This is a genomic window from Kocuria oxytropis, assembly GCF_040981195.1.
Lineage (GTDB): Bacteria > Actinomycetota > Actinomycetes > Actinomycetales > Micrococcaceae > Kocuria > Kocuria oxytropis.
Genome location: NZ_JAVFXA010000004.1, coordinates 214,014 through 236,942 on the forward strand (window position 1 = coordinate 214,014; position 22,929 = coordinate 236,942).

Annotated in this window: 18 protein-coding genes; 10 read left to right on the plus strand and 8 right to left on the minus strand. The window is 72.5% G+C overall.

Annotation, left to right across the window (positions count from 1 at the left end):
• Positions 1-102: 102 nt before the first annotated feature.
• Positions 103-1,398 (minus strand): MFS transporter, encoded by a 1,296-nt coding sequence (locus tag QYM41_RS06220; RefSeq protein ID WP_368798870.1) that lies wholly within the window; start codon positions 1,396-1,398, stop codon positions 103-105.
• Positions 1,399-1,487: 89 nt separating this feature from the next.
• Positions 1,488-2,405, minus strand: a complete 918-nt coding sequence (locus QYM41_RS06225) for a proteasome assembly chaperone family protein (protein ID WP_368798871.1) — start codon at positions 2,403-2,405, stop codon at positions 1,488-1,490.
• Positions 2,406-2,670: 265 nt separating this feature from the next.
• Between QYM41_RS06225 and QYM41_RS06230 the strand changes: the two genes are divergently transcribed.
• From QYM41_RS06230 to QYM41_RS06245, 4 genes are all read left to right on the plus strand, one after another.
• On the plus strand, positions 2,671-4,263 hold the full coding sequence (locus QYM41_RS06230) for a leucyl aminopeptidase (RefSeq protein WP_368798872.1): 1,593 nt from the start codon (positions 2,671-2,673) through the stop codon (positions 4,261-4,263).
• A 143-nt stretch (positions 4,264-4,406) separates the two neighbouring features.
• The gene (gene lpdA / locus QYM41_RS06235; protein ID WP_368798873.1) at positions 4,407-5,774 is read left to right on the plus strand and encodes a dihydrolipoyl dehydrogenase; all 1,368 of its coding nucleotides are present in this window, start codon (positions 4,407-4,409) and stop codon (positions 5,772-5,774) included.
• A gap of 105 nt (positions 5,775-5,879) precedes the next feature.
• Positions 5,880-8,198, plus strand: coding sequence for a 2-oxoglutarate dehydrogenase, E2 component, dihydrolipoamide succinyltransferase (sucB, locus tag QYM41_RS06240; protein WP_368798874.1), 2,319 nt, complete (start codon positions 5,880-5,882; stop codon positions 8,196-8,198).
• A 125-nt stretch (positions 8,199-8,323) separates the two neighbouring features.
• Positions 8,324-8,671: a hypothetical protein gene (locus QYM41_RS06245; RefSeq protein WP_368798875.1), complete on the plus strand. Its 348-nt coding sequence runs from the start codon at positions 8,324-8,326 to the stop codon at positions 8,669-8,671.
• 37 nt (positions 8,672-8,708) lie between these two features.
• Here QYM41_RS06245 and QYM41_RS06250 read toward each other — a convergent pair whose 3' ends face one another.
• Positions 8,709-10,460, minus strand: a complete 1,752-nt coding sequence (locus QYM41_RS06250) for a serine/threonine-protein kinase (protein ID WP_368798876.1) — start codon at positions 10,458-10,460, stop codon at positions 8,709-8,711.
• Positions 10,461-10,555: 95 nt separating this feature from the next.
• Between QYM41_RS06250 and lipB the strand changes: the two genes are divergently transcribed.
• The 3 genes from lipB to QYM41_RS06265 all read left to right on the plus strand — a co-directional run bounded on the left by lipB (position 10,556) and on the right by QYM41_RS06265 (position 13,259).
• Positions 10,556-11,257 (plus strand): lipoyl(octanoyl) transferase LipB, encoded by a 702-nt coding sequence (gene lipB, locus QYM41_RS06255; RefSeq protein WP_368798877.1) that lies wholly within the window; start codon positions 10,556-10,558, stop codon positions 11,255-11,257.
• A gap of 69 nt (positions 11,258-11,326) precedes the next feature.
• Complete coding sequence (gene lipA, locus QYM41_RS06260) at positions 11,327-12,334, plus strand: lipoyl synthase (protein ID WP_368798878.1); 1,008 nt, start codon at positions 11,327-11,329, stop codon at positions 12,332-12,334.
• Between the two features lie 127 nt (positions 12,335-12,461).
• Positions 12,462-13,259, plus strand: coding sequence for a DUF4191 domain-containing protein (locus tag QYM41_RS06265; RefSeq protein WP_368798879.1), 798 nt, complete (start codon positions 12,462-12,464; stop codon positions 13,257-13,259).
• Between the two features lie 91 nt (positions 13,260-13,350).
• On the opposite strand, the gene QYM41_RS06270 is transcribed toward QYM41_RS06265, so the two are convergent.
• Complete coding sequence (locus tag QYM41_RS06270; RefSeq protein WP_368798880.1) at positions 13,351-13,797, minus strand: RDD family protein; 447 nt, start codon at positions 13,795-13,797, stop codon at positions 13,351-13,353.
• A 194-nt stretch (positions 13,798-13,991) separates the two neighbouring features.
• Here QYM41_RS06270 and glnA (QYM41_RS06275) point away from each other — a divergent pair, with 194 nt between their 5' ends.
• The gene (gene glnA / locus QYM41_RS06275) at positions 13,992-15,416 is read left to right on the plus strand and encodes a type I glutamate--ammonia ligase (protein ID WP_368798881.1); all 1,425 of its coding nucleotides are present in this window, start codon (positions 13,992-13,994) and stop codon (positions 15,414-15,416) included.
• 172 nt (positions 15,417-15,588) lie between these two features.
• Here the strand turns inward: glnA (QYM41_RS06275) and QYM41_RS06280 are convergent, their stop codons facing one another.
• The 3 genes from QYM41_RS06280 to glnA (QYM41_RS06290) form a co-directional block, all read right to left on the minus strand.
• Positions 15,589-15,873 (minus strand): hypothetical protein, encoded by a 285-nt coding sequence (locus QYM41_RS06280; RefSeq protein ID WP_368798882.1) that lies wholly within the window; start codon positions 15,871-15,873, stop codon positions 15,589-15,591.
• Between the two features lie 347 nt (positions 15,874-16,220).
• Positions 16,221-19,286, minus strand: coding sequence for a bifunctional [glutamine synthetase] adenylyltransferase/[glutamine synthetase]-adenylyl-L-tyrosine phosphorylase (locus QYM41_RS06285; protein ID WP_368798883.1), 3,066 nt, complete (start codon positions 19,284-19,286; stop codon positions 16,221-16,223).
• Positions 19,287-19,304: 18 nt separating this feature from the next.
• On the minus strand, positions 19,305-20,645 hold the full coding sequence (gene glnA, locus QYM41_RS06290) for a type I glutamate--ammonia ligase (protein ID WP_368798884.1): 1,341 nt from the start codon (positions 20,643-20,645) through the stop codon (positions 19,305-19,307).
• Between the two features lie 167 nt (positions 20,646-20,812).
• On the opposite strand from glnA (QYM41_RS06290), the gene panB reads away from it, so the two are divergent.
• Positions 20,813-21,649, plus strand: a complete 837-nt coding sequence (panB, locus tag QYM41_RS06295) for a 3-methyl-2-oxobutanoate hydroxymethyltransferase (RefSeq protein WP_368798885.1) — start codon at positions 20,813-20,815, stop codon at positions 21,647-21,649.
• A 52-nt stretch (positions 21,650-21,701) separates the two neighbouring features.
• Here panB and QYM41_RS06300 read toward each other — a convergent pair whose 3' ends face one another.
• On the minus strand, positions 21,702-21,878 hold the full coding sequence (locus QYM41_RS06300; RefSeq protein WP_368798886.1) for an SPOR domain-containing protein: 177 nt from the start codon (positions 21,876-21,878) through the stop codon (positions 21,702-21,704).
• Between the two features lie 133 nt (positions 21,879-22,011).
• On the opposite strand from QYM41_RS06300, the gene map reads away from it, so the two are divergent.
• Positions 22,012-22,911, plus strand: a complete 900-nt coding sequence (gene map / locus QYM41_RS06305; RefSeq protein ID WP_368798887.1) for a type I methionyl aminopeptidase — start codon at positions 22,012-22,014, stop codon at positions 22,909-22,911.
• Positions 22,912-22,929: the final 18 nt, after the last annotated feature.

A 22,929-nucleotide genomic window follows, 5' to 3' on the forward strand; every position in this document is an offset into this window, starting at 1 on the left:
GGCGGCGACCCGGCACCGCTCGCGCTGTGGACCGCGGGCGCCGCAGCGCCCGGGGTCCCGCGCCGGTGCAGTGCCGACGGGGCGGCTCCGGAGCGGTGCGCCTCAGGCGGCGTCGGGCCCGTGCCGCCGGCGCACGCGCCGGGCCGTGGCCAGCACGCCCGCGGCGCCCCCGGCGGCGATCAGGTACTGCGCGGCGATCGCGATCCGGAAGGCGTCGGGGGCGTAGAGGTCCTCCCGGAACCCCGCGGCGTGCAGCACGTCGAGGACGAAGCCCGTGAGGAAGATGGCCAGCACCGAGGCGGTGAACCCGCCCACGTTGACGATGCCCGTGGCCGTGCCCGAGCGGCGCGCCGGGTTGAAGCTGCGGGCGATGTCGAAGGCGATCATGGACGCCGGCATGCTGATCGCGATGACGCACGCGGCGGTCAGCACGACCGGGACGGGCGCCGTCCCCGGCCAGACCAGCAGCACCGTCCACGCCGAGAAGATGACGGCCGTGACGACCAGGGACAGCCGCACGCGGCGGTGCGGGCGGCGGGCGGTGAGCCCGCCCAGGCCGAGGGCGACGGCCAGGTTGGTCAGTACGAAGGAGGTCATCACGACGGAGACCGTGGTGTCGGACAGGCCCTGGGCGTACTGGAGGTAGGGGTAGCCCCACATGAGCACGAACGTGTTGCCCGCGAACTGGGTGGTGAAGTGCACCCAGAAGCCGAGCCGGGTCCCGGGCTCGGACACGCTCTGCCGGATCACCCGGCCGGTGCGCCGCAGGCCCAGCTCCCGGTTCAGGACGTCCGTCCCGGGGGGCGCGTTGCGCAGCAGCGCCGCGGTGAGCACCGCGGAGAGCAGGGCCAGGGAGGCCAGGGCCGTGAAGGACGGGAACCAGCCGGTCAGCTCGAGCAGCCAGGCGAAGGGGATGACGGAGACGAGCTGGCCGAGGTTGCCGACCACGCCCAGGAACTGGGTCAGCGGCGGGACGCGCAGCGCGGAGAACCAGGCGGGGATCAGACGCATGACGCACACGAACGTGGCCGCGTCCCCCGCGCCCACGAGCACGCGACCGGCGACCCCCTCGCCCACCGAGTCGGCCAGGGCCAGCAGGACCTGGCCCGCCGTCATGAGCACGGCCCCCGCGGCGACCATCACGCGGGAGCCGAAGCGGTCCACGAGCACGCCCACGGGGATCTGCAGCGCCGCGTAGACGAGGACCTGCATCAGCGAGAACATCGACAGCGCCGAGGCCGCGGTGCCGAACCGCTCGGCCGCGTCCACGGACGCGACGCCGAAGCTCGTGCGCTGGGCCACGGCGCTGAAGTAGGCGAAGGTGCCGATCGCGAAGACCAGGTACGCGCGGCGGGAGTCCTTGCCGGGCTCAGGGGCTCGGGACCGGTCGGACGGCATGCACTTCGCTCTCGGGGGACGGGCCCGGGCCGGGGACCGGGACGGCGGCGCCGGCCGGGACGGGGCCGGGCCGGCCGCGCCGGGCGGGCTCAGTCCTGCTCGTCCTCCTGGGCGGCGAGGAAGGCCTCGGCCGCGGCACCGATCTCGTCGGCGTCGGGGAGCTCCGACTCGTCCCCGACGAGCAGGGAGCGCGGCACCGAGGCGTCGACGACGTCATCGTAGCGCTGTTCCAGACCGGCCACGACCGCCTGCACCTCGGGGGAGGCGCCGACCTGCTGGTCGATCTGCTGCTCGATCTCGCGGGCCGCCTCGCGCAGCTCGTCCGAGGGCAGGTTCAGCGAGGTCACCGCGCTGATGTGCTCGAGGGCGGCCACGGCGGCGTGCGGCAGGTGCGCCTCGGCCAGGTACTGCGGGACGTGGACGGTGAAGCCGATGTTGTCGATCCCCGCCTCGCCCAGCCGGATCTCGAGGAGCTGGGCGGCCGAGGAGCTCATCTCCACGACCGGCTTCCAGGCGTGCTCGGCGGGCAGCAGGTCGGCCCGGTTCCCGTGCACCGAGACGATGAACGGGCGGGTGTGCGGGACGGGCATGGGGATCCCGGAGACGATCGCCACGAGGGACACGTCCATCCGCCGGGCCAGCCCCACGACGGCCTCCGTGAACCGGTTCCACTGCAGGTCCGGCTCGGGGCCCGTCAGCAGCGCGAAGCTGCGGCCCAGTCCGTCGGTGACCAGCCGCAGGGACAGCTCGGGGGTCTGGAAGCCCTCGAAGTGGTCCTCCCGGAACGTCACGTGCGGGCGGCGGGCCCGGTAGTCGTAGAGCTGATCGAGGTCGAAGCGGGCCACGACCTCGTGCGGCAGGGCCTCCGTGAGGGTGTGCTCGATCTGCACGGCCACGTGCCCCGCCTCCGCGTAGCCGGACAGGGCGACGATCAGCGGCAGGCCACGAACCCGGGCGTCCTCGAGCAGAGCGGGGTTGCTCAGGTACAGCGAGGTGGGGTCCAGCACAGCACTTCCTCCTGGGGGTGGTTCGGTTCCGGGCGTCCGTCGGGAGACCGGCGGGGCACGCCGGCAGCGGTGCGCCCGGATCATGTCAACCGTCCGCGGGCACCCTGTTATTCCCCGGCCCGGCCGCCGGGCGCGCCCCGCGCCGAACGCCCCGGCGGCCGGGCCGCCGGGGATAGGATCGACAGCACGCCTGCCGGCCGGGCCGGGCCGCCGGGAGCGGACCGGACCGGCCCCGCCGGCCCAGACCTCAGCGAAAGGACGTTCCATGCCCGACGTACAGGACCTGCTCGAGCCCCGGGGCATCGAGCTCACCGCGACCCACAAGGCGCTGGGGCGGACCCCGGCCCACGCGCTCGTGCTCGGCGTCGAGAAGGCGGCCGCCCAGGCGGCGGAGAAGTCGTCCGGGGCGACGGGACGGAAGGACGACGGCGGGGGCCGGGTGCTGCTGCCCGCCGGTGAGCAGCGCCGGCTCGCCCCCGTGCTCGACGCCGCCGCGGCGCTGCGGGTGAAGGGCTCCGCCGACGAGGTGACCGTGCTGCCGGCCCCGTCCGGGCTGCCCTTCACCGTGGTGGTCCTCACCGGGCTCGGGGTCCTGCCGGAGGACGCCGCCGAGCGCGCGGAGGCGCTGCGCCGCGCCGTGGGTGCGGCCGTGCGCCGGCTCGCCGGGACGGACTCCGCGGTGCTCGCCCTGCCCGTGGAGACCGAGCAGGACGCCGCGGCGGTGGCCGAGGGCGCGGCTCTCGGCGCCTTCGCGTTCGCCCACCAGCGGGCGGCGACCGCCGGCAGCGTGCAGGCCCCGCTGGCCTCCGCCGTCGTGCACGCCCCCGGCGTGGCGCGCGCCGCGCTGGGCCGGTGCCTCGACCGCGCCGCCGCCCTCGGGCGTGGCGTCCGGGCCGCCCGCACCCTCGTGGACCTCTCCCCCAACGTCATGTACCCGGAGGCCGTGGCGGAGTACGCCCGCCGGGCCGCCAGGAGCACGAAGGTCTCCGTGACCGTGCTCGCCGAGAAGGAGCTCGCCAAGGGCGGCTACGGCGGGCTCCTGGGCGTGGGACAGGGCTCCGTGCACGGCCCGCGCCTCGTCAAGCTGGAGTACGCCCCGGCCCGCGCCGCCCGGCACTACGCGTACGTGGGCAAGGGCATCACGTTCGACTCGGGCGGGCTCTCCCTCAAGCCCCCGGCCTCGATGATGACCATGAAGTCGGACATGGCCGGTGCCGCCGCCGTGCTCGCCACCGTGCTCACGGCGGCCGAGCTCGAGCTGCCCGTGAAGGTCACGGGCTGGCTGTGCCTGGCGGAGAACCTGCCCTCGTCCACGGCCACCCGCCCCGGCGACGTCATCACCATCCGCGGCGGCCGCACGGTCGAGGTGCTCAACACCGACGCCGAGGGCCGTCTCGTGCTGGCCGACGGGCTCGTGGCCGCGTGCGAGGAGGCCCCGGACGCGGTCGTCGACATCGCCACCCTGACCGGTGCGCAGATGGTGGCCCTCGGGGCCCGGACGTTCGGGATCATGGGCGACGAGGCGCTGCGCACGGCCGTGGCCGACGCCGCCCGCGGCGCCGGGGAGGACGGCTGGCCCATGCCGCTGCCCGAGCACCTGCGCCCGTCCCTGGACTCGAAGGTTGCCGACCTGAAGAACATCGGGGACAAGAACGGCGGGATGCTGGTCGCGGGGATCTTCCTGCGCGAGTTCGTCGGCGGCAGCGACGGCGCACGGGTGCCGTGGGCGCACGTGGACATCGCCGGGCCGTCCTTCAACGAGGGATCGCCCTACGGCTACACCCCGGCCGAGGGCACGGGCGCGGGCGTGCGCACCCTCGTGCGGCTGCTCGAGGACGCGGTCCCCGACCGCCGCTGAGCTCCCGCGACACCCCCGCGCCGGAGGGAGCGTCCGCCTGGTCGCTCCCTCCGGCGTAGGGCTAAGGTATGTACGAAACGAACCCGTCACGGGACGGGTGCGACCCACCCGGAACGACGTCAACGCGCAAGGGAGCCAAACACGTGGCCGACAACGAATTCGACATCCTCGTCCTCGGCGGAGGGAGTGCCGGCTACGCCGCCGCGCTGCGGGCCGTCCAGCTCGGCTTCACCGTGGCGCTGGTCGAGAAGAACAAGCTCGGGGGCACGTGCCTGCACTGGGGCTGCATCCCGACCAAGGCCTACCTGCACTCCGCCGAACTGGCCGAGGACGCCCGCGAGAGCTCCAAGTACGGCATCCACACCACCCTGGACTCCATCGACATGGCGGCCGTGCGGGAGTACAAGGACAAGATCGTCGCCGGCAAGTTCAAGGGCCTCACAGGCCTGATGAAGATGCGCAAGATCACGGTGATCGAGGGCGTCGGCAAGCTCACGGGCGAGAACACCGTCGAGGTCGACGGCACCACCTACACCGGCAAGCACATCGTGCTGGCCTCCGGTTCGATCTCCAAGACCCTGGGCGTCGAGATCGGCGGACGGGTCATGACCTCGACCGAGGCCCTGGAGATCGACTTCGTCCCGAAGAGCGCCATCGTCCTCGGCGGCGGCGTGATCGGCTGCGAGTTCGCCTCCATGTGGAAGTCCTTCGGCGTGGACGTCACCGTCATCGAGGGTCTGCCCCACCTCGTCGCCAACGAGGACCCGGCGCTCATCAAGGTCCTCGAGCGGGAGTTCAAGAAGCGCGGCATCAAGTCCAACCTCGGCACGTTCTTTGACAAGGTCGAGCAGGACGACAACGGCGCGAAGGTCACCCTCTCCGACGGCAAGGTCTTCGAGGCCGACATCGTGCTGGTGGCCGTGGGCCGCGGTCCCAACACCGCCGACATGGGCTACGAGGAGCAGGGCATCCCCATGGACCGCGGCTTCGTCACCCCGAACGAGCGCCTGCACACCGGCGTCGGCAACATCTACGCGATCGGCGACATCGTCCCCGGCCTCCAGCTCGCCCACCGCGGCTACCAGCAGGGACGGTTCGTGGCCGAGGAGATCGCCGGGCTCAACCCGGCGATCGTGGAGGACGTGAACATCCCCAAGGTCACGTTCACCGAGCCCGAGATCGCCTCGGTCGGCTACACCGAGCCCAAGGCCAAGGAGAAGTTCGGCGAGGACAACGTCGAGATCGCCGAGTACAACCTTGCGGGCAACGGCAAGAGCTCGATCCTCGGCACCGGCGGCATGATCAAGCTCGTGCGCGAGAAGGACGGTCCGATCGTGGGCTTCCACGCCATCGGCAAGCGCATCAGCGAGCAGGTCGGCGAGGGCCAGCTCATCGTCAACTGGGAGGCCTACCCCGAGGACGTCGCCGCGTTCGTGCACGCCCACCCCACCCAGAACGAGGCCATCGGCGAGGCCGCCATGGCCCTGGCGGGAACCCCGCTGCACGGCTGAGCACACCGAGGCCCCGCCCGCCGGGCGGGGCCTCCCCAGCACCCCGGCACCGGGCCGGCGCCCGGACCGCACCATCGAAGGCACCGAAAGAGAGACGGTCGGACCATGTCAGAAACCGTAAACCTGCCCGCACTGGGCGAATCCGTGACCGAGGGCACCGTGACCCGGTGGCTCAAGCAGGTCGGTGACGAGGTCGCCGTCGACGAGCCCCTGGTCGAGGTGTCCACCGACAAGGTCGACACCGAGATCCCCTCCCCCGTGGCGGGCGTGATCGAGGAGATCCTCGTCGAGGAGGACGAGGACGTCGAGGTCGGCGCCCCGCTGGTCGTCATCGGTGACGGCTCGGGCGGCGGCTCCGGGGGCGGCTCGGACCAGGGCGAGTCCTCCGCCGAGCAGGCCGAGGACGCCGCGACGGAGTCCGAGACCCCCGAGGCGACCGACGAGGCCGCCGAGCAGAAGTCCTCCGACTCCGGCCAGGAGTCCTCGGAGCAGGAGCCCGCCCAGGAGGAGCAGGCCCCCAAGGCCGAGGCGCGGGAGACCGGCGAGGGCAGCGAGATCACCCTGCCCGCGCTCGGCGAGTCCGTGACCGAGGGCACCGTGACCCGGTGGCTCAAGCAGGTCGGTGACGAGGTCGCCGTCGACGAGCCGCTGCTGGAGGTCTCCACCGACAAGGTCGACACCGAGGTCCCCTCCCCTGTGGCCGGGACCCTGCTGGAGATCCGGGTGCAGGAGGACGAGGACGCCGAGGTCGGCCAGGTCCTGGCGATCATCGGCTCCGGCTCCGCCCCCTCCGGGGGCGGCTCGGATCAGGGCGAGTCCTCCGCCGAGCAGGCCGAGGACGCCGCGACGGAGTCCGAGACCCCCGAGGCGACCGACGAGGCCGCCGAGCAGAAGTCCTCCGACTCCGGCCAGGAGTCCTCGGAGCAGGAGCCCGCCCAGGAGGAGCAGGCCCCCAAGGCCGAGGCGCGGGAGACCGGCGAGGGCAGCGAGATCACCCTGCCCGCGCTCGGCGAGTCCGTGACCGAGGGCACCGTGACCCGGTGGCTCAAGCAGGTCGGTGACGAGGTCGCCGTCGACGAGCCGCTGCTGGAGGTCTCCACCGACAAGGTCGACACCGAGGTCCCCTCCCCTGTGGCCGGGACCCTGCTGGAGATCCGGGTGCAGGAGGACGAGGACGCCGAGGTCGGCCAGGTCCTGGCGATCATCGGCTCCGGCTCCGCCCCCTCCGGGGGCGGCTCGGATCAGGGCGAGTCCTCCGCCGAGCAGGCCGAGGAGAAGCCCGCGAAGGAGTCCACGGCCGGCGGCGAGGGCTACGAGGGCTCCTCGTCCGGCACGCAGGAGAAGGCGCCGTCCCGGGACGAGGCCCTGGTCGAGACCGACGAGCCCGCGACGGCCGACACCTCCGGGAAGGAGCAGGACGCCGAGCAGCGTGACGGCGCCCGCACCGAGAAGGCGGAGGCCCCGACGGGCGACAACTCCTCCTACGTGACCCCGCTGGTGCGCAAGCTCGCCAAGAAGGAGGGCGTGGACCTCTCCACGCTCACCGGCACCGGCGTGGGCGGGCGCATCCGCAAGCAGGACGTGCTGGCCGCTGCCGAGCAGCAGAAGGGCGCCGAGGCTCCCGCCGCGGAGGCTCCTGCCGAGTCGGGCGGGGCCGCGCCCGAGCAGAAGGCGGCTCCGGAGGCCCCGAAGCCGGACGCCAAGCGCGGGACCACGGAGAAGGCTCCGCGGATCCGCATGACGATCGCCCAGCGCATGCGCGAGTCGCTCCAGGAGGCGGCTCAGCTGACGCAGGTGACCGAGGTCGACATGACCCGCGTGGCCGTGCTGCGGGGCCGGGCGAAGGCGAAGTTCCAGGAGCGGGAGGGCGCCAAGCTCACCTACCTGCCCTTCTTCGCCAAGGCGGTGGCCGAGGCGCTCCAGGCCCACCCGAAGCTCAACGCCACCTTCAAGGAGGCGGAGAAGGAGATCGTCTACAACGGCTCGGAGAACATCGCCATCGCGGTGGACACCCCGAAGGGGCTGCTGGTCCCGGTCATCAAGAACGCCGGCGACCTCAACCTCGGCGGCCTGGCCAAGCAGATCGCCGACCTCGGCTCCCGCGCCAAGGACGGCAACATCACCCCGGACGACCTCACCGGCGGCACGTTCACGATCACGAACCTGGGTTCCTTCGGGGCCCTGTTCGACACCCCGATCATCAACCAGCCGCAGGTCGCCATCCTCGGCACGGGATCGATCGTGAAGCGCCCGATGGTCGTCGCGGACGCCGACGGCAACGACACGATCGCCATCCGCCAGATGTGCTACCTGTCGCTGACCTACGACCACCGTCTGGTCGACGGCGCGGACGCGGGCCGCTTCCTGCAGGCGCTCAAGGCGCGCCTGGAGGAGGGCCGCTTCGAGTCCGAGGTGGGTCTCTGACGGCTCCGCTCCCGTCCGGCGGCTGAGCCGCCGCGGCGGGCGCGGCACACGGGAGGGCGTGTTCCTGGTCACAGGGGCACGCCCTCCCGCCGTCCGCCCGGGAGGGCTCCGATAGGCTCGGATGCATGACTTTCCTGACCGGACTCCTCGTCCTCCTGCACCTCGTGGGTGCCGCCGTCATCGTGGGCACCTGGATCTACACGTTCAAGCGCCCGACCGTGTCCCCCGGGCAGTTCCACGCCTCGCTGCTGAGCCTGCTGACCGGTCTGCTGCTCGTCGGGATCTACGAGATGGGCGAGGCGGACGTCAACCACGCCAAGGTCGCCGTGAAGCTGCTCGTCGCCCTGGCGGTGGCGGGCGCCGCGTTCGTGGGCCAGCGGAGGACCAAGCGCGGGGAGACGGTCTCGACCGGCCTGGCCCACGCCGTGGGCGGGCTGGCGCTGATCAACATGGCGGTCGCCACGCTCTGGTGAGCCCCGCCCCACTCCGCAGGACCCCCGGCGCTGTCCGTCAGCCCCGGGGGTCCTGCCGTTCGGGGTCCCGTCGTTCGGGGCCCGGACCTTCCGGGGCGCGACGTTCCGGGTCCTGCGGCGCCCGGCCCGGTGCTGAGCCCGCACCGGCCACGGGCTCCACCGCGGCCATCCGCCACCCCTGCGGGCCCTCGACCAGGCGCACCCGGACCGTCTGCACCCATCCGTGCCCCGCCGCCGCCACGGACGGGACCGCCCCCGGGTCGCCCGGGTAGCCGTCCACCCGCACCTCGGCCACGAGGGTGGCCGTGCCCCGTACCCCTTCTCCGGCCGGTGCGTCCCGGAGACCGACGACCTCGAGCTCGAGGTCCCGGAACTCCCCGGACACCCGGGCGATGGTGTCCCGGTCCGCGGCCGCGGCCTCCGCTCCGGGCGCGTACACCTCGTCCAGCAGCCCGGCGTCGCCGGTGCGCAGCGCCAGGCCCCGCCGCGCCACGAGCTCCCGCAGCGCCCGCCGCGGATCCGCCGCGCTGCCCGGGCTCCCCCTCGTGGCCGGCTCCGCACCCGCCGCGCTGCCCGGGTCCCCCGCCGTGGCGGGCTCCGCACCCGCCGCGCTGCCCGGGTCCGTCGTCGCCGGCTCCGCACCCGCCGCGCTGCCCGGGTCCGTCGTCGCCGGCTCCGGCACCGCCGCCGGGGCGGGACCGGGGTCCCCGGAGGGCAGCAGCACGGCGCCGCCGCCGGCCAGCAGCATCGCCGCCACGGCCACGGCCACGAGAACGGCCCGGCGCCGCTCCGGGCCCTGCTCGTGGCCGCCGCGAACCCGCCTGCCGCTGGTGGCCCGCCTGCCGCCGCGGGCCCGCCGGCCATCGAGAGCCCGCCTGCCACCGGGGGCCCGCCTCCCGGCGGGGACCTGCGGGTCCTCCGGGGACGGCTCCGGGGCCCGGTCGATCCGTTCGGCCAGGCCGGCCGCCGTGGGCCGGGCCGCCGGGTCGTCGCCGAGGGCGTCCTCGACCGCCCGGACGAGTCCGGGCGGGGCGCCCGGACAGAGCAGGCTCAGGTCTACCCGTGGCCCGCCCCGGGCCGGGGCGCGGCCGGTGAGCGCCGCCCACCCGAGGGCCCCGAGGTCGCGGACGTCGTCCTCCGGGCTGCCCGTGCCCCTGCCCGCCCGCACCGCCGCCGGCAGACCGGCGCCGTCGGCGCTCCCCGTGCCGCGGAACAGCACCTGGCAGGGCGAGAGCTCCCCGTGGCACCGGCCGAGGGCGTGCAGCACGGCCACACCGGTCGCGGCGTCCCGCAGGAGCGCACCGGCCTCGCCGGGGGCCAGCCGGCCGTGCTCGGCGATCCGGTCGGCCAGGGAGCCGCCCGGCAGGAAGTCCTCGACCAGCCCCAGCGGCGCCGACGCCGGACCCAGGAGCCCGCGCACGGGCACGAGACACGGCTCCTCCCGGCCGCCGAGGGCGACCGCCAGGGACAGGAACGCTGCCCGCGACCGGTCGCGGGCCGGGCCCGGCTCCTGGGGACAGGGTCGCAGGACGAACTGCTCCCCGGACCGCGCCTCCCGGACCAGCCACGAGCGTCCGCCCAGGCGGCGCACCGGCTCGAGACCGTCCTCGGGGGGCAGCCGCGGCGGAGCGTCCTCCCCCGCCCCGTCGGCGGAGGAGGTCCCCTGCGGGCCGGGGCGTCCGGGCGCACGGTCGTCGCGCAGAGCCGCGACGAGCCGCTCCCGCGGGGAGTCGGGCAGGGCCCGGCCCTCCTCGTGGTGACCGTCGGTCGCGGCGGGGCGGTGGTCCATGCCCCCAGCATGCCCGCCGGGCGGCCGGCGCCGCGGGCGCCGTCCACAGCCACCGCCCGGCGCGCTCCCGTCCGCGCGCGCGATAGGCTGGGGACATGTCCCTCTCCTTCGAACGGCTCGGCTTCGACCCGCACCTCGTCGACTACCGCTCGGCGCTGGAGCTGCAGAAGAACGTGCACCGCGAGGTCGTCGCGGGCGAGCGGGCCAACACCGTGCTGCTGCTGGAGCACCCCCCGGTCTACACGGCCGGGCGGCGCACCGAGTCCCACGAGTACCCCGTCGACGGGACCGAGGTCGTGGAGATCGGCCGGGGCGGCAAGCTCACCTACCACGGTCCCGGGATGCTCGTCGGCTACCCCATCGTCCGGCTGACCACGCCCATCGACGTCGTGCGCTTCGTGCGCCTGCTGGAGGAGATCATCCTGGCCGTCGTCGCGGACTTCGGGGTGGAGGCGACCACCGTGGCGGGCCGCTCCGGGGCGTGGGTGCTCGCGGACGAGCGCGGCCCCGACCGCAAAATCGCCGCCATCGGTGTGCAGGTCTCCCGGCGCACCACCATGCACGGCTTCGCCCTGAACTGCTCCAACGACCTGGCCCCGTTCGGCAACTTCATTCCCTGCGGCATCACCGACGCCTCGGTCACGAGCATCTCGCAGGAGACGGGACGGCTCGTGACCCCGGAGACGGTGGTCGCCCGGGTGGAGCAGGAAATATTCGCCCGCCGGGACGAGTTGTGCGAACAGTTCGTCCCGTCAGGGACCCCGGGTCCGCTGCCCTGGAGCACCCCCGTCAGCTGACCTGCGCCGCCCCGGGACCGCCGGGACCATGAGCGCACCACCGTCGACATCTCGACAAGGAGACCGACCATGACCGTTGCCCCCGAGGGCCGCCGCCTGCTGCGCGTCGAGGCGCGCAACGCCGAGACACCCATCGAGAAGAAGCCGTCCTGGCTGAAGAACACCGCGCGGATGGGCCCCGAGTTCCAGGAGCTGAAGTCGCTCGCGCGCGGCAAGGGCCTGCACACCGTGTGCGAGGAGGCGGGCTGTCCCAACATCTACGAGTGCTGGGAGGACCGGGAGGCCACGTTCCTGATCGGCGGGTCCAAGTGCACCCGGCGCTGCGACTTCTGCGACATCGCCACCGGCAAGCCCGACCTGCTGGACGTCACCGAGCCCCGCAAGGTCGCGGAGTCGGTCAAGGAGCTGGGGCTGCGCTACGCGACCGTCACCGGCGTCGCCCGTGACGATCTGGACGACGGCGGTGCCTGGCTGTACGCCGAGACCATCCGCCAGATCCACGAGCTGAACCCCAACACCGGCGTGGAGATCCTGATCCCCGACTTCCAGGGCGTGCCCGACCGGCTGCAGCAGGTCATCGACGCCGAGCCGGAGGTCTTCGCCCACAACGTCGAGACGGTCCCGCGCATCTTCCGCCAGATCCGGCCCGCGTTCACGTACGAGCGCTCTCTGGACGTCATCACCCAGGGCAAGGACGCCGGGATGATCACCAAGTCCAACCTCATCCTCGGCATGGGCGAGACCAACCAGGAGATCTACGAGGCCCTGTGCGACCTCAACGACGCCGGGTGCGACATCATCACGCTCACCCAGTACCTGCGCCCCTCGCCGCTGTTCCACCCGATCGACCGGTGGGTCAAGCCCGAGGAGTTCGTGGAGCTCTCCGAGATGGCCGAGGAGATCGGCTTCCTGGGCGTCATGGCCGGGCCGATGGTCCGCTCCTCGTACCGCGCGGGCCGGCTGTGGGCCCGGGCCATGGAGAAGTCGGGGCGGCCGATCCCCGAGCACCTGGCGCACATCGAGGACACCGGCAGCGCCTCCCAGGAGGCCTCCTCGCTGGTCCAGCGGCTCGACTGAGGACCGGCGGGGCGCGACCGCGCCCACCCGCTAAACTGGAGGACGGACCACGGCCCGTCAGCCTCAGGGGCTGACGCCGCCGGTCCCCCCGGAACACCGCCACCGCACCACAGGACGAGGTCTCACCGTGTCACCTTCCCACGCCAAGTCGCGCCCGACGTCGCGATCCACCTCCCCCGGGAAGCCGACGGGCAAGCCCACCGGGAAGCCCACCCGGGCGGAGCGGCGCGAGGCGAAGAAGCAGCGGAAGGCCACCAAGGGACCCGGCTTCCTCAGCCAGATCAAGCAGGTCTTCCGGATGACCCGCGAGGTCGAGCCCAACATCGGCTGGTGGATGCTGCTGATCGGGCTCGGCGTGCTCCTGGTCTTCCTGCTCATCGGCGTCCTGCTCGGCAACTGGATCACCGGTCTGCTGATCGGTCTGCCGTTCGCCCTGCTCGCGGCCTCCTTCTACCTCTCGCGGCGTGCCGAGCGCGCCGCGTTCGCGCGGATCGAGGACCAGCCCGGGGCGGCCGGGGCCGCGCTGAACGCGCTGCGCCGCGGCTGGATCGTCGAGGAGCAGCCTGCCGCCATGGACCCGCGCACCCGCGACCTCATCTTCCGCGCCATCGGCCGACCCGGTGTGGTGCTCGTGACCGAGGGCCCCGCCGGGCGGGTCGACAAGCTCGTGACCAAGGAGCGCCGCCGGATCGGCCCCGTGATCCAGAACGTGCCGATCCACGTCATCAAGACCGGCAAGGGCGAGGGCCAGGTGCCGCTGCGCCAGCTGGCCAAGGAGATGAAGAAGCTCGACAAGAAGCTCACCCAGCAGGAGGTGCAGACCGTGCACAAGCGGATCAGCACCCTCGGCAACCGGCTGCCGATCCCCAAGGGCGTGGACCCGATGCGCGCCCGCCCGGACCGGCGGGCCATGCGCGGCCGCTGAGCCGCGGGCCCGCCCGGTGCGACGACGGAGCCCCTCGCCTTCCGCGGAAGGCGAGGGGCTCCGTCGTCGTCGTGGGACCCGTGCGGACCGCTCAGCGGGTGCGCACGAGGATCGTGTCCGCGGCCCGGTCGTGCAGACCGCGCTGGTCGGGGTCGAAGACCACGGCCGGGATCACGAGGCACAGCAGGAGGGAGCGCACCGCGGCGCGGGCGAAGCCCGCCGGCCGCCCGCCCAGCGTCTGCACCTGCAGCCCCAGCAGCAGGTGGCCCGGGGTGTGGCCTGTCGCTCCGACCAGCAGCACGTTGAGCAGGAACAGGAACGCCAGGCTCATGAGGGACTGCTCGTTCCCCTGCGGCACCAGCCACTCGGCGAGCGCCCAGCACAGGAACCAGTCCACCACCAGGGCCACCAGGCGCCGCCCCACGCGCCCCACGGAGCCCGGCCCCCCCTCCGGGCGCCCGAGGCGCTGTCCCGGGTACTGCTGCCGGCCCGTCCCCGGTCCCTCGAGCCAGGACCCCACGTCACGTCTGTCGATCATCCCCTCAGGGTATCGGGACGGACTCCCCTAGACTGACGGGGGACCGTGGCTCCTCCGGGGACTCCCGTGTAACACCGAGGAAACACCCGGGACACGGAGCCTTAATGCCCGGTCCGTAGCGTTGTCCCCGGAAACGGACGCCGACCGGTCGTTCGCGGCACGGCATCCAGCCCACCTAACAAGGAGAACAGCACATGTTCCAGACACCCGAGGAAGTCCTCACGTTCATCAAGGACGAGGAGATCGTCTTCGTCGACGTCCGGTTCACGGACATGCCCGGCGTGCAGCAGCACTTCAACCTCCCGGCCAAGTCGGTGGACGACGACTTCTTCGAGCACGGGCAGCTGTTCGACGGCTCCTCCATCCGCGGCTTCCAGGGCATCGCCGAGTCCGACATGCAGCTCATCCCGGACCCGACCTCGGCGTTCGTGGACCCCTTCCGCGTCGAGAAGACCCTCGTGGTCACCTGCTCGATCGTCAACCCGCGCACCGGTGAGCCCTACCACCGCGACCCCCGCGGCGTCGCCGAGCGCGCCGAGGCCTACATGGCGTCGACCGGCATCGCGGACGTCGCCAACTTCGCCTCCGAGGCCGAGTTCTTCATCTTCGAGGACGTCCGCTACGACATCCAGCCGCAGGGCTCCTTCTACGCCATCGACTCCGACGAGGCCGCCTGGAACACCGGCCGCAAGGAGGAGGGCGGGAACCTGGGCAACAAGACCGCCACCAAGGGCGGGTACTTCCCCGTCTCCCCGGTCGACAAGCAGGCCGACCTGCGCGACGCCATGTGCGTGGCCCTGGACGAGGTGGGCCTCGAGGTCGAGCGCTCCCACCACGAGGTCGGCGCCCCCGGTCAGGCGGAGATCAACTACCGGTTCAACACGCTGACCAAGGCCGCAGACGACCTGCAGAAGTTCAAGTACGTCATCAAGAACACCGCGGACGCCTTCGGCAAGTCGGCCACGTTCATGCCCAAGCCCGTCTTCAACGACAACGGCTCCGGCATGCACTGCCACCAGTCCCTGTGGAAGGGCAGCGAGCCGCTGTTCTACGACGAGAAGGGCTACGCGGGCCTGTCCGACCTCGCCCGCTGGTACATCGGCGGCCTGCTCGAGCACTCCTCCGCCGTGCTGGCGTTCACGAACCCGACGGTCAACTCCTACCGCCGCCTGGTGAAGGGCTTCGAGGCCCCGGTCAACATGGTGTACTCGCAGGGCAACCGCTCCGCCGGCATCCGCATCCCGATCACGGGCACCAACCCGAAGGCCAAGCGCCTCGAGTTCCGCGCCCCGGACCCCTCCTGCAACCCGTACCTGGCGTTCGCCGCCCAGCTGATGGCGGGCCTCGACGGCATCCGCAACCGCATCGAGCCGGCCGACCCGATCGACAAGGACCTCTACGAGCTGCCCGCCGAGGAGGCCAAGGACATCAAGAAGGCCCCGGCCTCGCTCGAGGAGGCGCTGCTGGCCCTCGAGGCGGACCACGAGTTCCTGCTCGCCGGGGACGTCTTCACCGAGGACACCATCCAGTCCTGGATCGAGTACAAGCGCGAGTTCGAGCTCAAGCCGCTGTCCGTGGTCCCGCACCCGCTGGAGTTCTCGCTGTACTACGGCGTCTGATCCGCACGGATCGACCGCTGCACCGGGAAGGCCCCGGACCCCTGAGGGGTCCGGGGCCTTCCCTCACGTCGCCAGTCCAATTAAAAGGATCACGTGTCCGATGTTATGTAATACGGCCGTCTGATTTACACATACCTACCTGCTGGACGATGCACGTGCTGTCAGAACGCCACTAATCCTTTGTGTTCCCGATACCCTTCTGGTTGTCCGCGAAAAGGAAGGTGACGGGCTCGTACTTGGGGTTGTTTCCCTCTATTCGGACGCAGAGCTTGTTGTCCCCGTTCTCGTCGTAAGCATCAAAGTCCTTACGCTTGAATCCCTCCGCTGCAATCTCTTGGATTTCCTTGAGGGTCATGAGTTCGAAGCCGCTCGGGCATGGCGCGACATCTCCGGAGTCCGGGGGGGCGGCAGAGGCAGCGGCGGCTGTCCCACTGACCAGCATCCCGCCCAAAGCCACGATACCCAATAGTTTCCGCATAGTTCCTGACCTCCGGTACAGGTCGGAGTACTCCCCCGACCACCGACAGGTACACCAAATGGTGTACCCCACCGCATGGGACCGGATACTGTCGCCGTGGGACCGAGTTATCTGCTTCCTTTTCCGTGAAGCACCGGTCTGGGTCAAAGGTCGATGCGGCTGGGTTCACGATAGAGGGGACAACATCCGTCCCCTAGCGGAAAACACCTTGTGACGCCTAGATTCGTCCAACTGAAGGGTAGGTCTCGATACGGACTCCGCAATCGAACTTGCTCAGCGGATAACCCGGACATCCTGGACGACACCATGTCCTGCGTCATGCGTCCTCAGTGCCCGTAGAAGAGCCGCTCGAAGACGGCGCGGGCCTTGCGGGTGGTGCGCAGGTAGTCCTCCTCGAGCCGGCCGGCGCCGCCGTGGTCGTAGCCGCACCAGCGGGCCACGGCCTCGAGATCGGCGCGTTTCGAGGGCAGGGCGTCGGAGCGGCGCCCGGTGCGCAGGACGTTGCCGTTGCGCACGGCCGTGGCGAGCCGCCACGCGGCGGACAGGGCCGTGGCGTCCTCGGCGGTGACGAGTCCCTCCTCCTCCGCGGCGTGCAGGGCTCTCAGGGTGCTCGTGGTCCGCAGCCCCTGGACCCGGTGCCCGTGCTGGAGCTGCAGCGTCTGGACGAGCCACTCGACGTCCGAGAGACCGCCCCGCCCCAGCTTAACGTGCCGGGAGGGGTCCGCGCCGCGGGGCATCCGCTCGTTCTCCACGCGGGCCTTCATCCGGCGGATCTCCAGCAGCTGGCGCTGCGTGAACTCCGCCGGGTACCGGCGGGGGTCGATGACCCGCCGGAAGGCGTCGGCGAGCTCGTCGCTGCCGGCCACGGGCAGCGCCCGGGTGAGCGCCTGGAACTCCCAGGTCTGCGCCCACCGGGCGTAGTACTCGGCGTAGGAGTCGACGGAGCGCACCATCGGCCCCTGCTTGCCCTCGGGACGCAGGTCGTTGTCGATCTCCAGCACGCGCTCGGCCACGATGGGCGGCGTGCACGGCGCCTTGAGCAGCTGCACCATCCGCTGCAGCAGGGTCTCGGCCTGGTCCCGGGCCGCCGCGGGGTCCGCGTCCCCCACGGGGGCGTAGACGTACATGACGTCGGCGTCGGAGCCGTAGCCGATCTCCCGGCCGCCCTGCCGGCCCATCGCGACGACCAGGACGTCGGCGAGCCGTCCCTCGCGGTCGTAGACCTCCCGTTCGGCGACGTGCAGGGCGCCCAGGATGCAGGCCCGGTCGATGTCGGACAGCGCCTCGACGACCTGCTCCACGTCCAGCAGCCCGGAGGTGTCCGCGAGCGCCACCCGCAGCTCCTCGCGGCGGCGGATCAGCCGGATCATCCGCACCGCCTCCCCCGGGTCGGGGTGGCGGGCCATCTGGGCCCGGATCTCGCTCCACAGCGTCTCGAAGGACACCGGGCACAGCTCGTCGTCCTGGCCCAGCCACGCGGTCGCCTCCGGGGAGTTCTCCAGCAGGTCGGTGACGTACCGGGAGCTGGAGAGGATCTGGCACAGCCGTTCCGCGGCGGCGTTGGAGTCCCGCAGCAGCCGCAGGAACCACGGGGTGGTTCCGAGGGACTCGGAGAGCCGCCGGAAGCCCAGCAGCCCGGCGTCGGCGTCGACGCCGTCGGCCAGCCAGGCCAGGAGCACGGGCAGCAGGGTGCGCAGGATCTCGGCCCGCCGGCTGACGCCGCGGGTGAGCGCCTCGATGTGCCGCACGGCGGCCTTGGGGTCCCGGTAGCCGAGGGCGGCGAGCCGGTCCCGCACCGACTCCGCCGACAGCTGGGTGTCGGTCTCGGGCAGGTGGGCGAGCGCGGCGAGCAGGGGCCGGTAGAAGATCCGCTCGTGCATCCCGCGCACGCTGCGCTTGACCTTGCGCCACTCCTCGAGCAGGGAGTCCCCGGAGGGGCGCGCGGTGTCCGCGGCGCCGCGCAGCGACCGGGCGATGACCGTGAGCTCCCGGTCGCCGCGCGGCATGAGGTGGGTGCGGCGCAGGCGGAACAACTGGATGCGGTGCTCGAGCAGGCGCAGCCAGCGGTAGTGGGCGGAGAACTGCTCGCTGTCCTGGCGGCCGATGTAGCCGCCCTCGGAGAGCGCGGTGAGGGACTCGGTGGTGGCCTGGGTCCGGACCCGCTCGTCGGTGCGCCCGTGCACGAGCTGCAGGAGCTGCACGGTGAACTCGACGTCGCGCAGGCCGCCCGGCCCCAGCTTGATCTGGCGTTCGCCCTCGGCGGCCGGGATGTTGTCGGTGACCCGCCGGCGCATGGCCTGCACGGACTCCACGAAGCCTTCGCGCGCGGAGCTGCGCCACACGAACGGCTCGATGGCCTCCCGGTAGGCCGCCCCGAGCTGCGGGTCCCCGGCGACGGGCCGGGCCTTGAGCAGGGCCTGGAACTCCCAGGACTCGGCCCAGCGCTCGTAGTAGCGCACGTGCGAGTCCAGGGTCCGCACGAGCGGGCCGTCCTTGCCCTCGGGGCGGAGGTTGGCGTCCACCTCCCAGAGCGGGGGCTCCGAGCCGCGGGACATGAGCGCCCGGGCGGTGCCCGTGGCGAGGGCCGTGGCGATCACGGTGGCCTCGGCCCCGTCCAGGGGCTCGGAGCCGTCCGGATCCTCGACGGCCATGACGTGGACGACGTCCACGTCGGAGATGTAGTTGAGCTCCCGGGCCCCGCACTTGCCCATCCCGATCACGGCCAGCCGCACCCGGTCGACGGTCTCCGGGGACCAGGTGCCCGCGGCCTCCGCACGGGCGACGGCGAGCGCTGCCTCGAGCGCCGCGGCGGCGAGGTCGGCCAGCTGGCGGCCCACCGCAGGCATGTGGTCGGCGGGGTAGAGCGCGCCGACGTCGCGGATCGCGATGCGGGCCAGCTCCCGCCGGTAGGCCACGCGCAGGGCGCTGCAGGCGGTGTCCCCGGTCCCGTCCGCGAGCGGGGTGCGCGCGGCCGGGTCAGCCCCGACGACCCGCAGCAGCGCGTCCCGGAACTGCTCCGCGGGGATCTCCTCGGGCTCGGCCGCCGCGGGCTCCGCGAGCAGGTCGAGGTGCTCGGGGCGCCGGATGAGGAACTCCCCGAGCGCCTCGGAGGCACCGAGGAGCCGGAACATGGTCTCGGAGGCCTCGGGGCCCGCGTTGATCCGCTCGGCGAGCTCCGGGGAGCCCTCGAGGAGCCGGACGGTGAGCTGCAGGGCGACGTCCGGCGAGGCCGCCAGCGCCAGCCCCTCCAGCAGCCGGTCCAGGTCGACCTCGGCGAGCTCGGGGAAGCCGAGCCAGCGCTGGGCGTTGCCCGTGTCGGCGAAGCCGACCTTGATGAGGCGACCGGAGGCGACGGGGTCCGAGGCGGCCGTCGACTGGGGAGGGTGTGTCATGGGACGGTCCGTCCGGGGTCAGAGGATGCCGAGGTTGTTCTTGAGCTCGAAGTGCGTGACGACCCGGCGGTAGTCGTTCCAGTCGCGGCGCTTGTTGCGCAGGAAGTAGTCGTAGACCTGCTCGCCCAGCAGCTCGGCCATGAACTCCGACTCCTCGGTCTCCCGGATGGCGTCGTACAGGCTCGAGGGCAGCGGGTTGTGGCCCAGGGCGCGGCGCTCCGCGGAGCTCATCGCCGCGACGTCGTCCAGCTCCACCGGGGGCAGCTCGTACTCGTTCTCGATGCCCCGCAGGCCCGCGGCCAGCAGCGCGGCGTAGGACAGGTAGGGGTTCGTGGCGGAGTCGATGCCGCGGTACTCGATCCGCGCGGCCTGGACCTTGTCCGGCTTGGACAGCGGCACCCGCACGAGCGCGGAGCGGTTGTTGTGCCCCCAGGACTGGTAGGAGGGCGCCTCTCCCCCGCCCCAGAGCCGCTTGTAGGAGTTCACGAACTGGTTGGTCACCGAGGTGAACTCGGGGGCGTGCCGCAGGATGCCCGCGATGAAGTGCCCGGCCGTGCGGGAGAGGCGGAACTCGGACCCGGCGTCGAAGAACGCGTTGGTGTCCCCCTCGAACAGCGAGAAGTGGGTGTGCATGCCGGAGCCGGGGTGCTCGGTGAACGGCTTGGGCATGAAGGTCGCGTAGAGCCCCTGGGAGAGCGCGACCTCCTTGATCACGGTGCGGAACGTCATGATGTTGTCGGCCGTCTGCAGCGCGTCGGCGTAGCGCAGGTCGATCTCGTTCTGCCCCGGGCCCGCCTCGTGGTGGGAGAACTCGACCGAGATCCCGACGGCCTCCAGCATGCTCACGGCCTTGCGCCGGAAGTCCTGCACCACCCCGCCCGGCACGTGGTCGAAGTAGCCCTCCTGGTCCACGGGCGTGGGCCGGCCCTCGGCGTCGAGGTCCGCGGACTCCAGCAGGTAGAACTCGATCTCCGGGGCGGTGTAGCACGTGAAGCCCATGTCCGAGGCCTTCTCCAGGACCCGCTTGAGCACCCCGCGCGGGTCCGAGGAGGAGGGCTCGCCGTCCGGGGTGAGGATGTTGCAGAACATCCGGGCGGTCGGCTCCGTCTCGCTGCGCCACGGCAGGATCTGGAACGTGGAGGGGTCCGGCTGCAGGAGCATGTCGGCCTCGGAGACCCGGGACAGGCCCTCGATGGAGGAGCCGTCGAAGCCCAGGCCCTCCTCGAAGGCCGCCTCGACCTCCGCGGGGGCCAGCGCCACCGATTTGAGGCTGCCCACGACGTCCGTGAACCACATGCGCACGAAGCGGACGTCGCGCTCCTCGATGGTCCTGAGGACGAACTCCTGCTGACGGTCCATGGTTGCCTTCCTCGTCTTCCTGCCCGGGGCTCCGCCCCGCCCGGGCGTGCTGGGCCGGCCGGGCACGACTGCTGTCCTGCCCACTCTAACGCGCGGTCCCGCCGCGCCCGGCGGGCGGGGCCGGGCGGACGGATCCGGCGGGCGGGCCCGCCGGATAGGGTGGGGCCATGACCCAGCAGACACCCCGCCCGGCGCCGGGCGCGCTGGACGTGCGCCGGGTGCGCACGCACCACCTGCGCGAGGCCAAGCGCCGCGGCGAGAAGTTCACGATGCTCACCTGCTACGACGCGCTGACGGCCGCGGTCTTCGACGGGGCCGGGGTCGATGCGCTGCTGGTGGGCGACTCCGCGGGCAACACCGTCCTGGGCCGCTCCAGCACCCTGTCCGTCACGGTCGACGAGCTCCTGCCGCTGTGCCGGGCCGTGTCCGGGGCCGTGGAGCGCGCCTTCGTGCTGGTCGACCTGCCCTTCGGCTCCTACGAGGCCTCGCCCGAGCAGGCCGTGGCCACCGCGGTGCGCTTCCTCAAGGAGGGCGGCGCCCACGCGGTGAAGCTCGAGGGCGGGGCGTGGTTCGCCCCGCACGTCGAGGCGATGGTCCAGGCGGGCGTGCCCGTCGTGGCGCACATCGGCTTCACCCCGCAGAGCGAGCACGCCCTGGGCGGGTACCGGGTGCAGGGCCGCGGCGACGCCGCGCGCGTCCTCCTCGAGGACGCCCGCGCCCTCGAGGCCGCCGGGGCGTTCTGCGTGCTCATGGAGATGGTTCCGGCCGAGGCCGCCGCGGCCGTGGACGCGGCCCTGGAGGTCCCCACCGTGGGGATCGGGGCCGGGCCGGCGACCACGGGCCAGGTGCTCGTGTGGCAGGACATGCTGGGTCTGCGCCGGGGCCGGATGCCCCGCTTCGTCCGGCAGTACGCGGACCTCCACGGGGTGGTCTCCGAGGCCGTGGGCCGCTACGTCGACGACGTCCGCTCGGGGACCTTCCCGGCCCCGGAGCACGGGTTCTGAGCCTCCCGCGGATCGGCGCTCCCCGGCGGCGTGCCGGGTCCGCGGGCGCCGCTCAGCCCTCCTCGAAGGCCCGGTCCTCCTCGTCCCACTGCCGGGTGCGCTCCGCGGCCAGCTTCAGCGCGTTCTGCGCCTCCTGGCGGGTGGCGTAGGGGCCGAGCAGCTTGCGGTAGTCCGACTGCGGACCTTCCTCCACCTCATGGGTGTAGACGTTGAACCAGTACTCGCTCATGACCTCTCCTCTCGGTGGCAGCCCCGGGCCCGGGCGACCGGGCCGGTTCCGCGCCCGGGGCGCTAGGGTAGATCCTAGGCCCGGACCGGCCCGGACGGGGCCGGCACACCCGATCCAGGAGGTCCAGACCCCCGTGCCCACGCACAACCTCACCGCGCCGGCCCCCGGCGGCACCGCTCCCCTCGGGACCCTCGAGCCCGGGTCCGTGAGTCCCGCCCGGCCCGTGCCCGCGTCCATCCCCCGCCCGGAGTACGTCGGCCGGGCGGAGCCGGACGAGGGCCGCGGCGGCAACGTCTACAGCCCCGAGGAGATCGAGCTCATCCGCGACGCGGGCCGGATCGCGGCCCGCGCGCTGCAGGAGGCCGGCCGGGCGGCCGTGCCCGGCAGCACCACGGACGAGCTCGACCGGATCGCCCACGAGTACCTGTGCGACCACGGGGCCTACCCCTCCTGCCTGGGCTACCGGGGCTTCCCCAAGTCCATCTGCACGTCCCTCAACGAGGTGATCTGCCACGGCATCCCCGACTCCACGGTGCTCGAGGACGGCGACATCATCAACCTGGACGTCACCGCCTACAAGCACGGCTTCCACGGCGACACGAACCGGATGTTCCTCGTCGGCGAGGTCGACGAGCAGTCCCGCCTGCTGGTCGAGCGCACCGAGGAGGCCCTGAACCGCGCCGTCAAGGCCGTCCGCCCGGGCCGGGAGATCAACGTCATCGGCCGCGTCATCGAGAAGTACGCCCGGCGCTTCGGCTACGGCGTGGTGCGGGACTTCACGGGCCACGGGGTGGGCCGCGAGTTCCACTCCGGGCTGATCGTGCCCCACTACGACGCCGCGCCCTCCTACGCCATCCCCATGGTCCCCGGCATGGTCTTCACGATCGAGCCCATGCTGACCCTGGGCACGATCCAGTGGGAGCAGTGGGACGACGACTGGACGGTGACCACCCGGGACCGGCGGCGCACGGCGCAGTTCGAGCACACGATGGCCGTCACCGAGGACGGGGTGGACGTCCTCACCCTTCCGTAGACCCTGCCGTAGACTGCC

Coding starts and splice junctions, on each gene's coding strand:
- sucB (WP_368798874.1), top strand. CDS start 5,880: ATGTCAGAAACCGTAAACCTGCCCGCACTGGGCGAATCCGTGACCGAG.
- lipB (WP_368798877.1), top strand. CDS start 10,556: ATGTCCCTCTCCTTCGAACGGCTCGGCTTCGACCCGCACCTCGTCGAC.
- QYM41_RS06300 (WP_368798886.1), bottom strand. CDS start 21,878: ATGAGCGAGTACTGGTTCAACGTCTACACCCATGAGGTGGAGGAAGGT.
- lipA (WP_368798878.1), top strand. CDS start 11,327: ATGACCGTTGCCCCCGAGGGCCGCCGCCTGCTGCGCGTCGAGGCGCGC.
- QYM41_RS06230 (WP_368798872.1), top strand. CDS start 2,671: ATGCCCGACGTACAGGACCTGCTCGAGCCCCGGGGCATCGAGCTCACC.
- QYM41_RS06285 (WP_368798883.1), bottom strand. CDS start 19,286: ATGACACACCCTCCCCAGTCGACGGCCGCCTCGGACCCCGTCGCCTCC.
- QYM41_RS06245 (WP_368798875.1), top strand. CDS start 8,324: ATGACTTTCCTGACCGGACTCCTCGTCCTCCTGCACCTCGTGGGTGCC.
- glnA (WP_368798884.1), bottom strand. CDS start 20,645: ATGGACCGTCAGCAGGAGTTCGTCCTCAGGACCATCGAGGAGCGCGAC.
- glnA (WP_368798881.1), top strand. CDS start 13,992: ATGTTCCAGACACCCGAGGAAGTCCTCACGTTCATCAAGGACGAGGAG.
- QYM41_RS06250 (WP_368798876.1), bottom strand. CDS start 10,460: ATGGACCACCGCCCCGCCGCGACCGACGGTCACCACGAGGAGGGCCGG.
- QYM41_RS06270 (WP_368798880.1), bottom strand. CDS start 13,797: ATGATCGACAGACGTGACGTGGGGTCCTGGCTCGAGGGACCGGGGACG.
- panB (WP_368798885.1), top strand. CDS start 20,813: ATGACCCAGCAGACACCCCGCCCGGCGCCGGGCGCGCTGGACGTGCGC.
- QYM41_RS06220 (WP_368798870.1), bottom strand. CDS start 1,398: ATGCCGTCCGACCGGTCCCGAGCCCCTGAGCCCGGCAAGGACTCCCGC.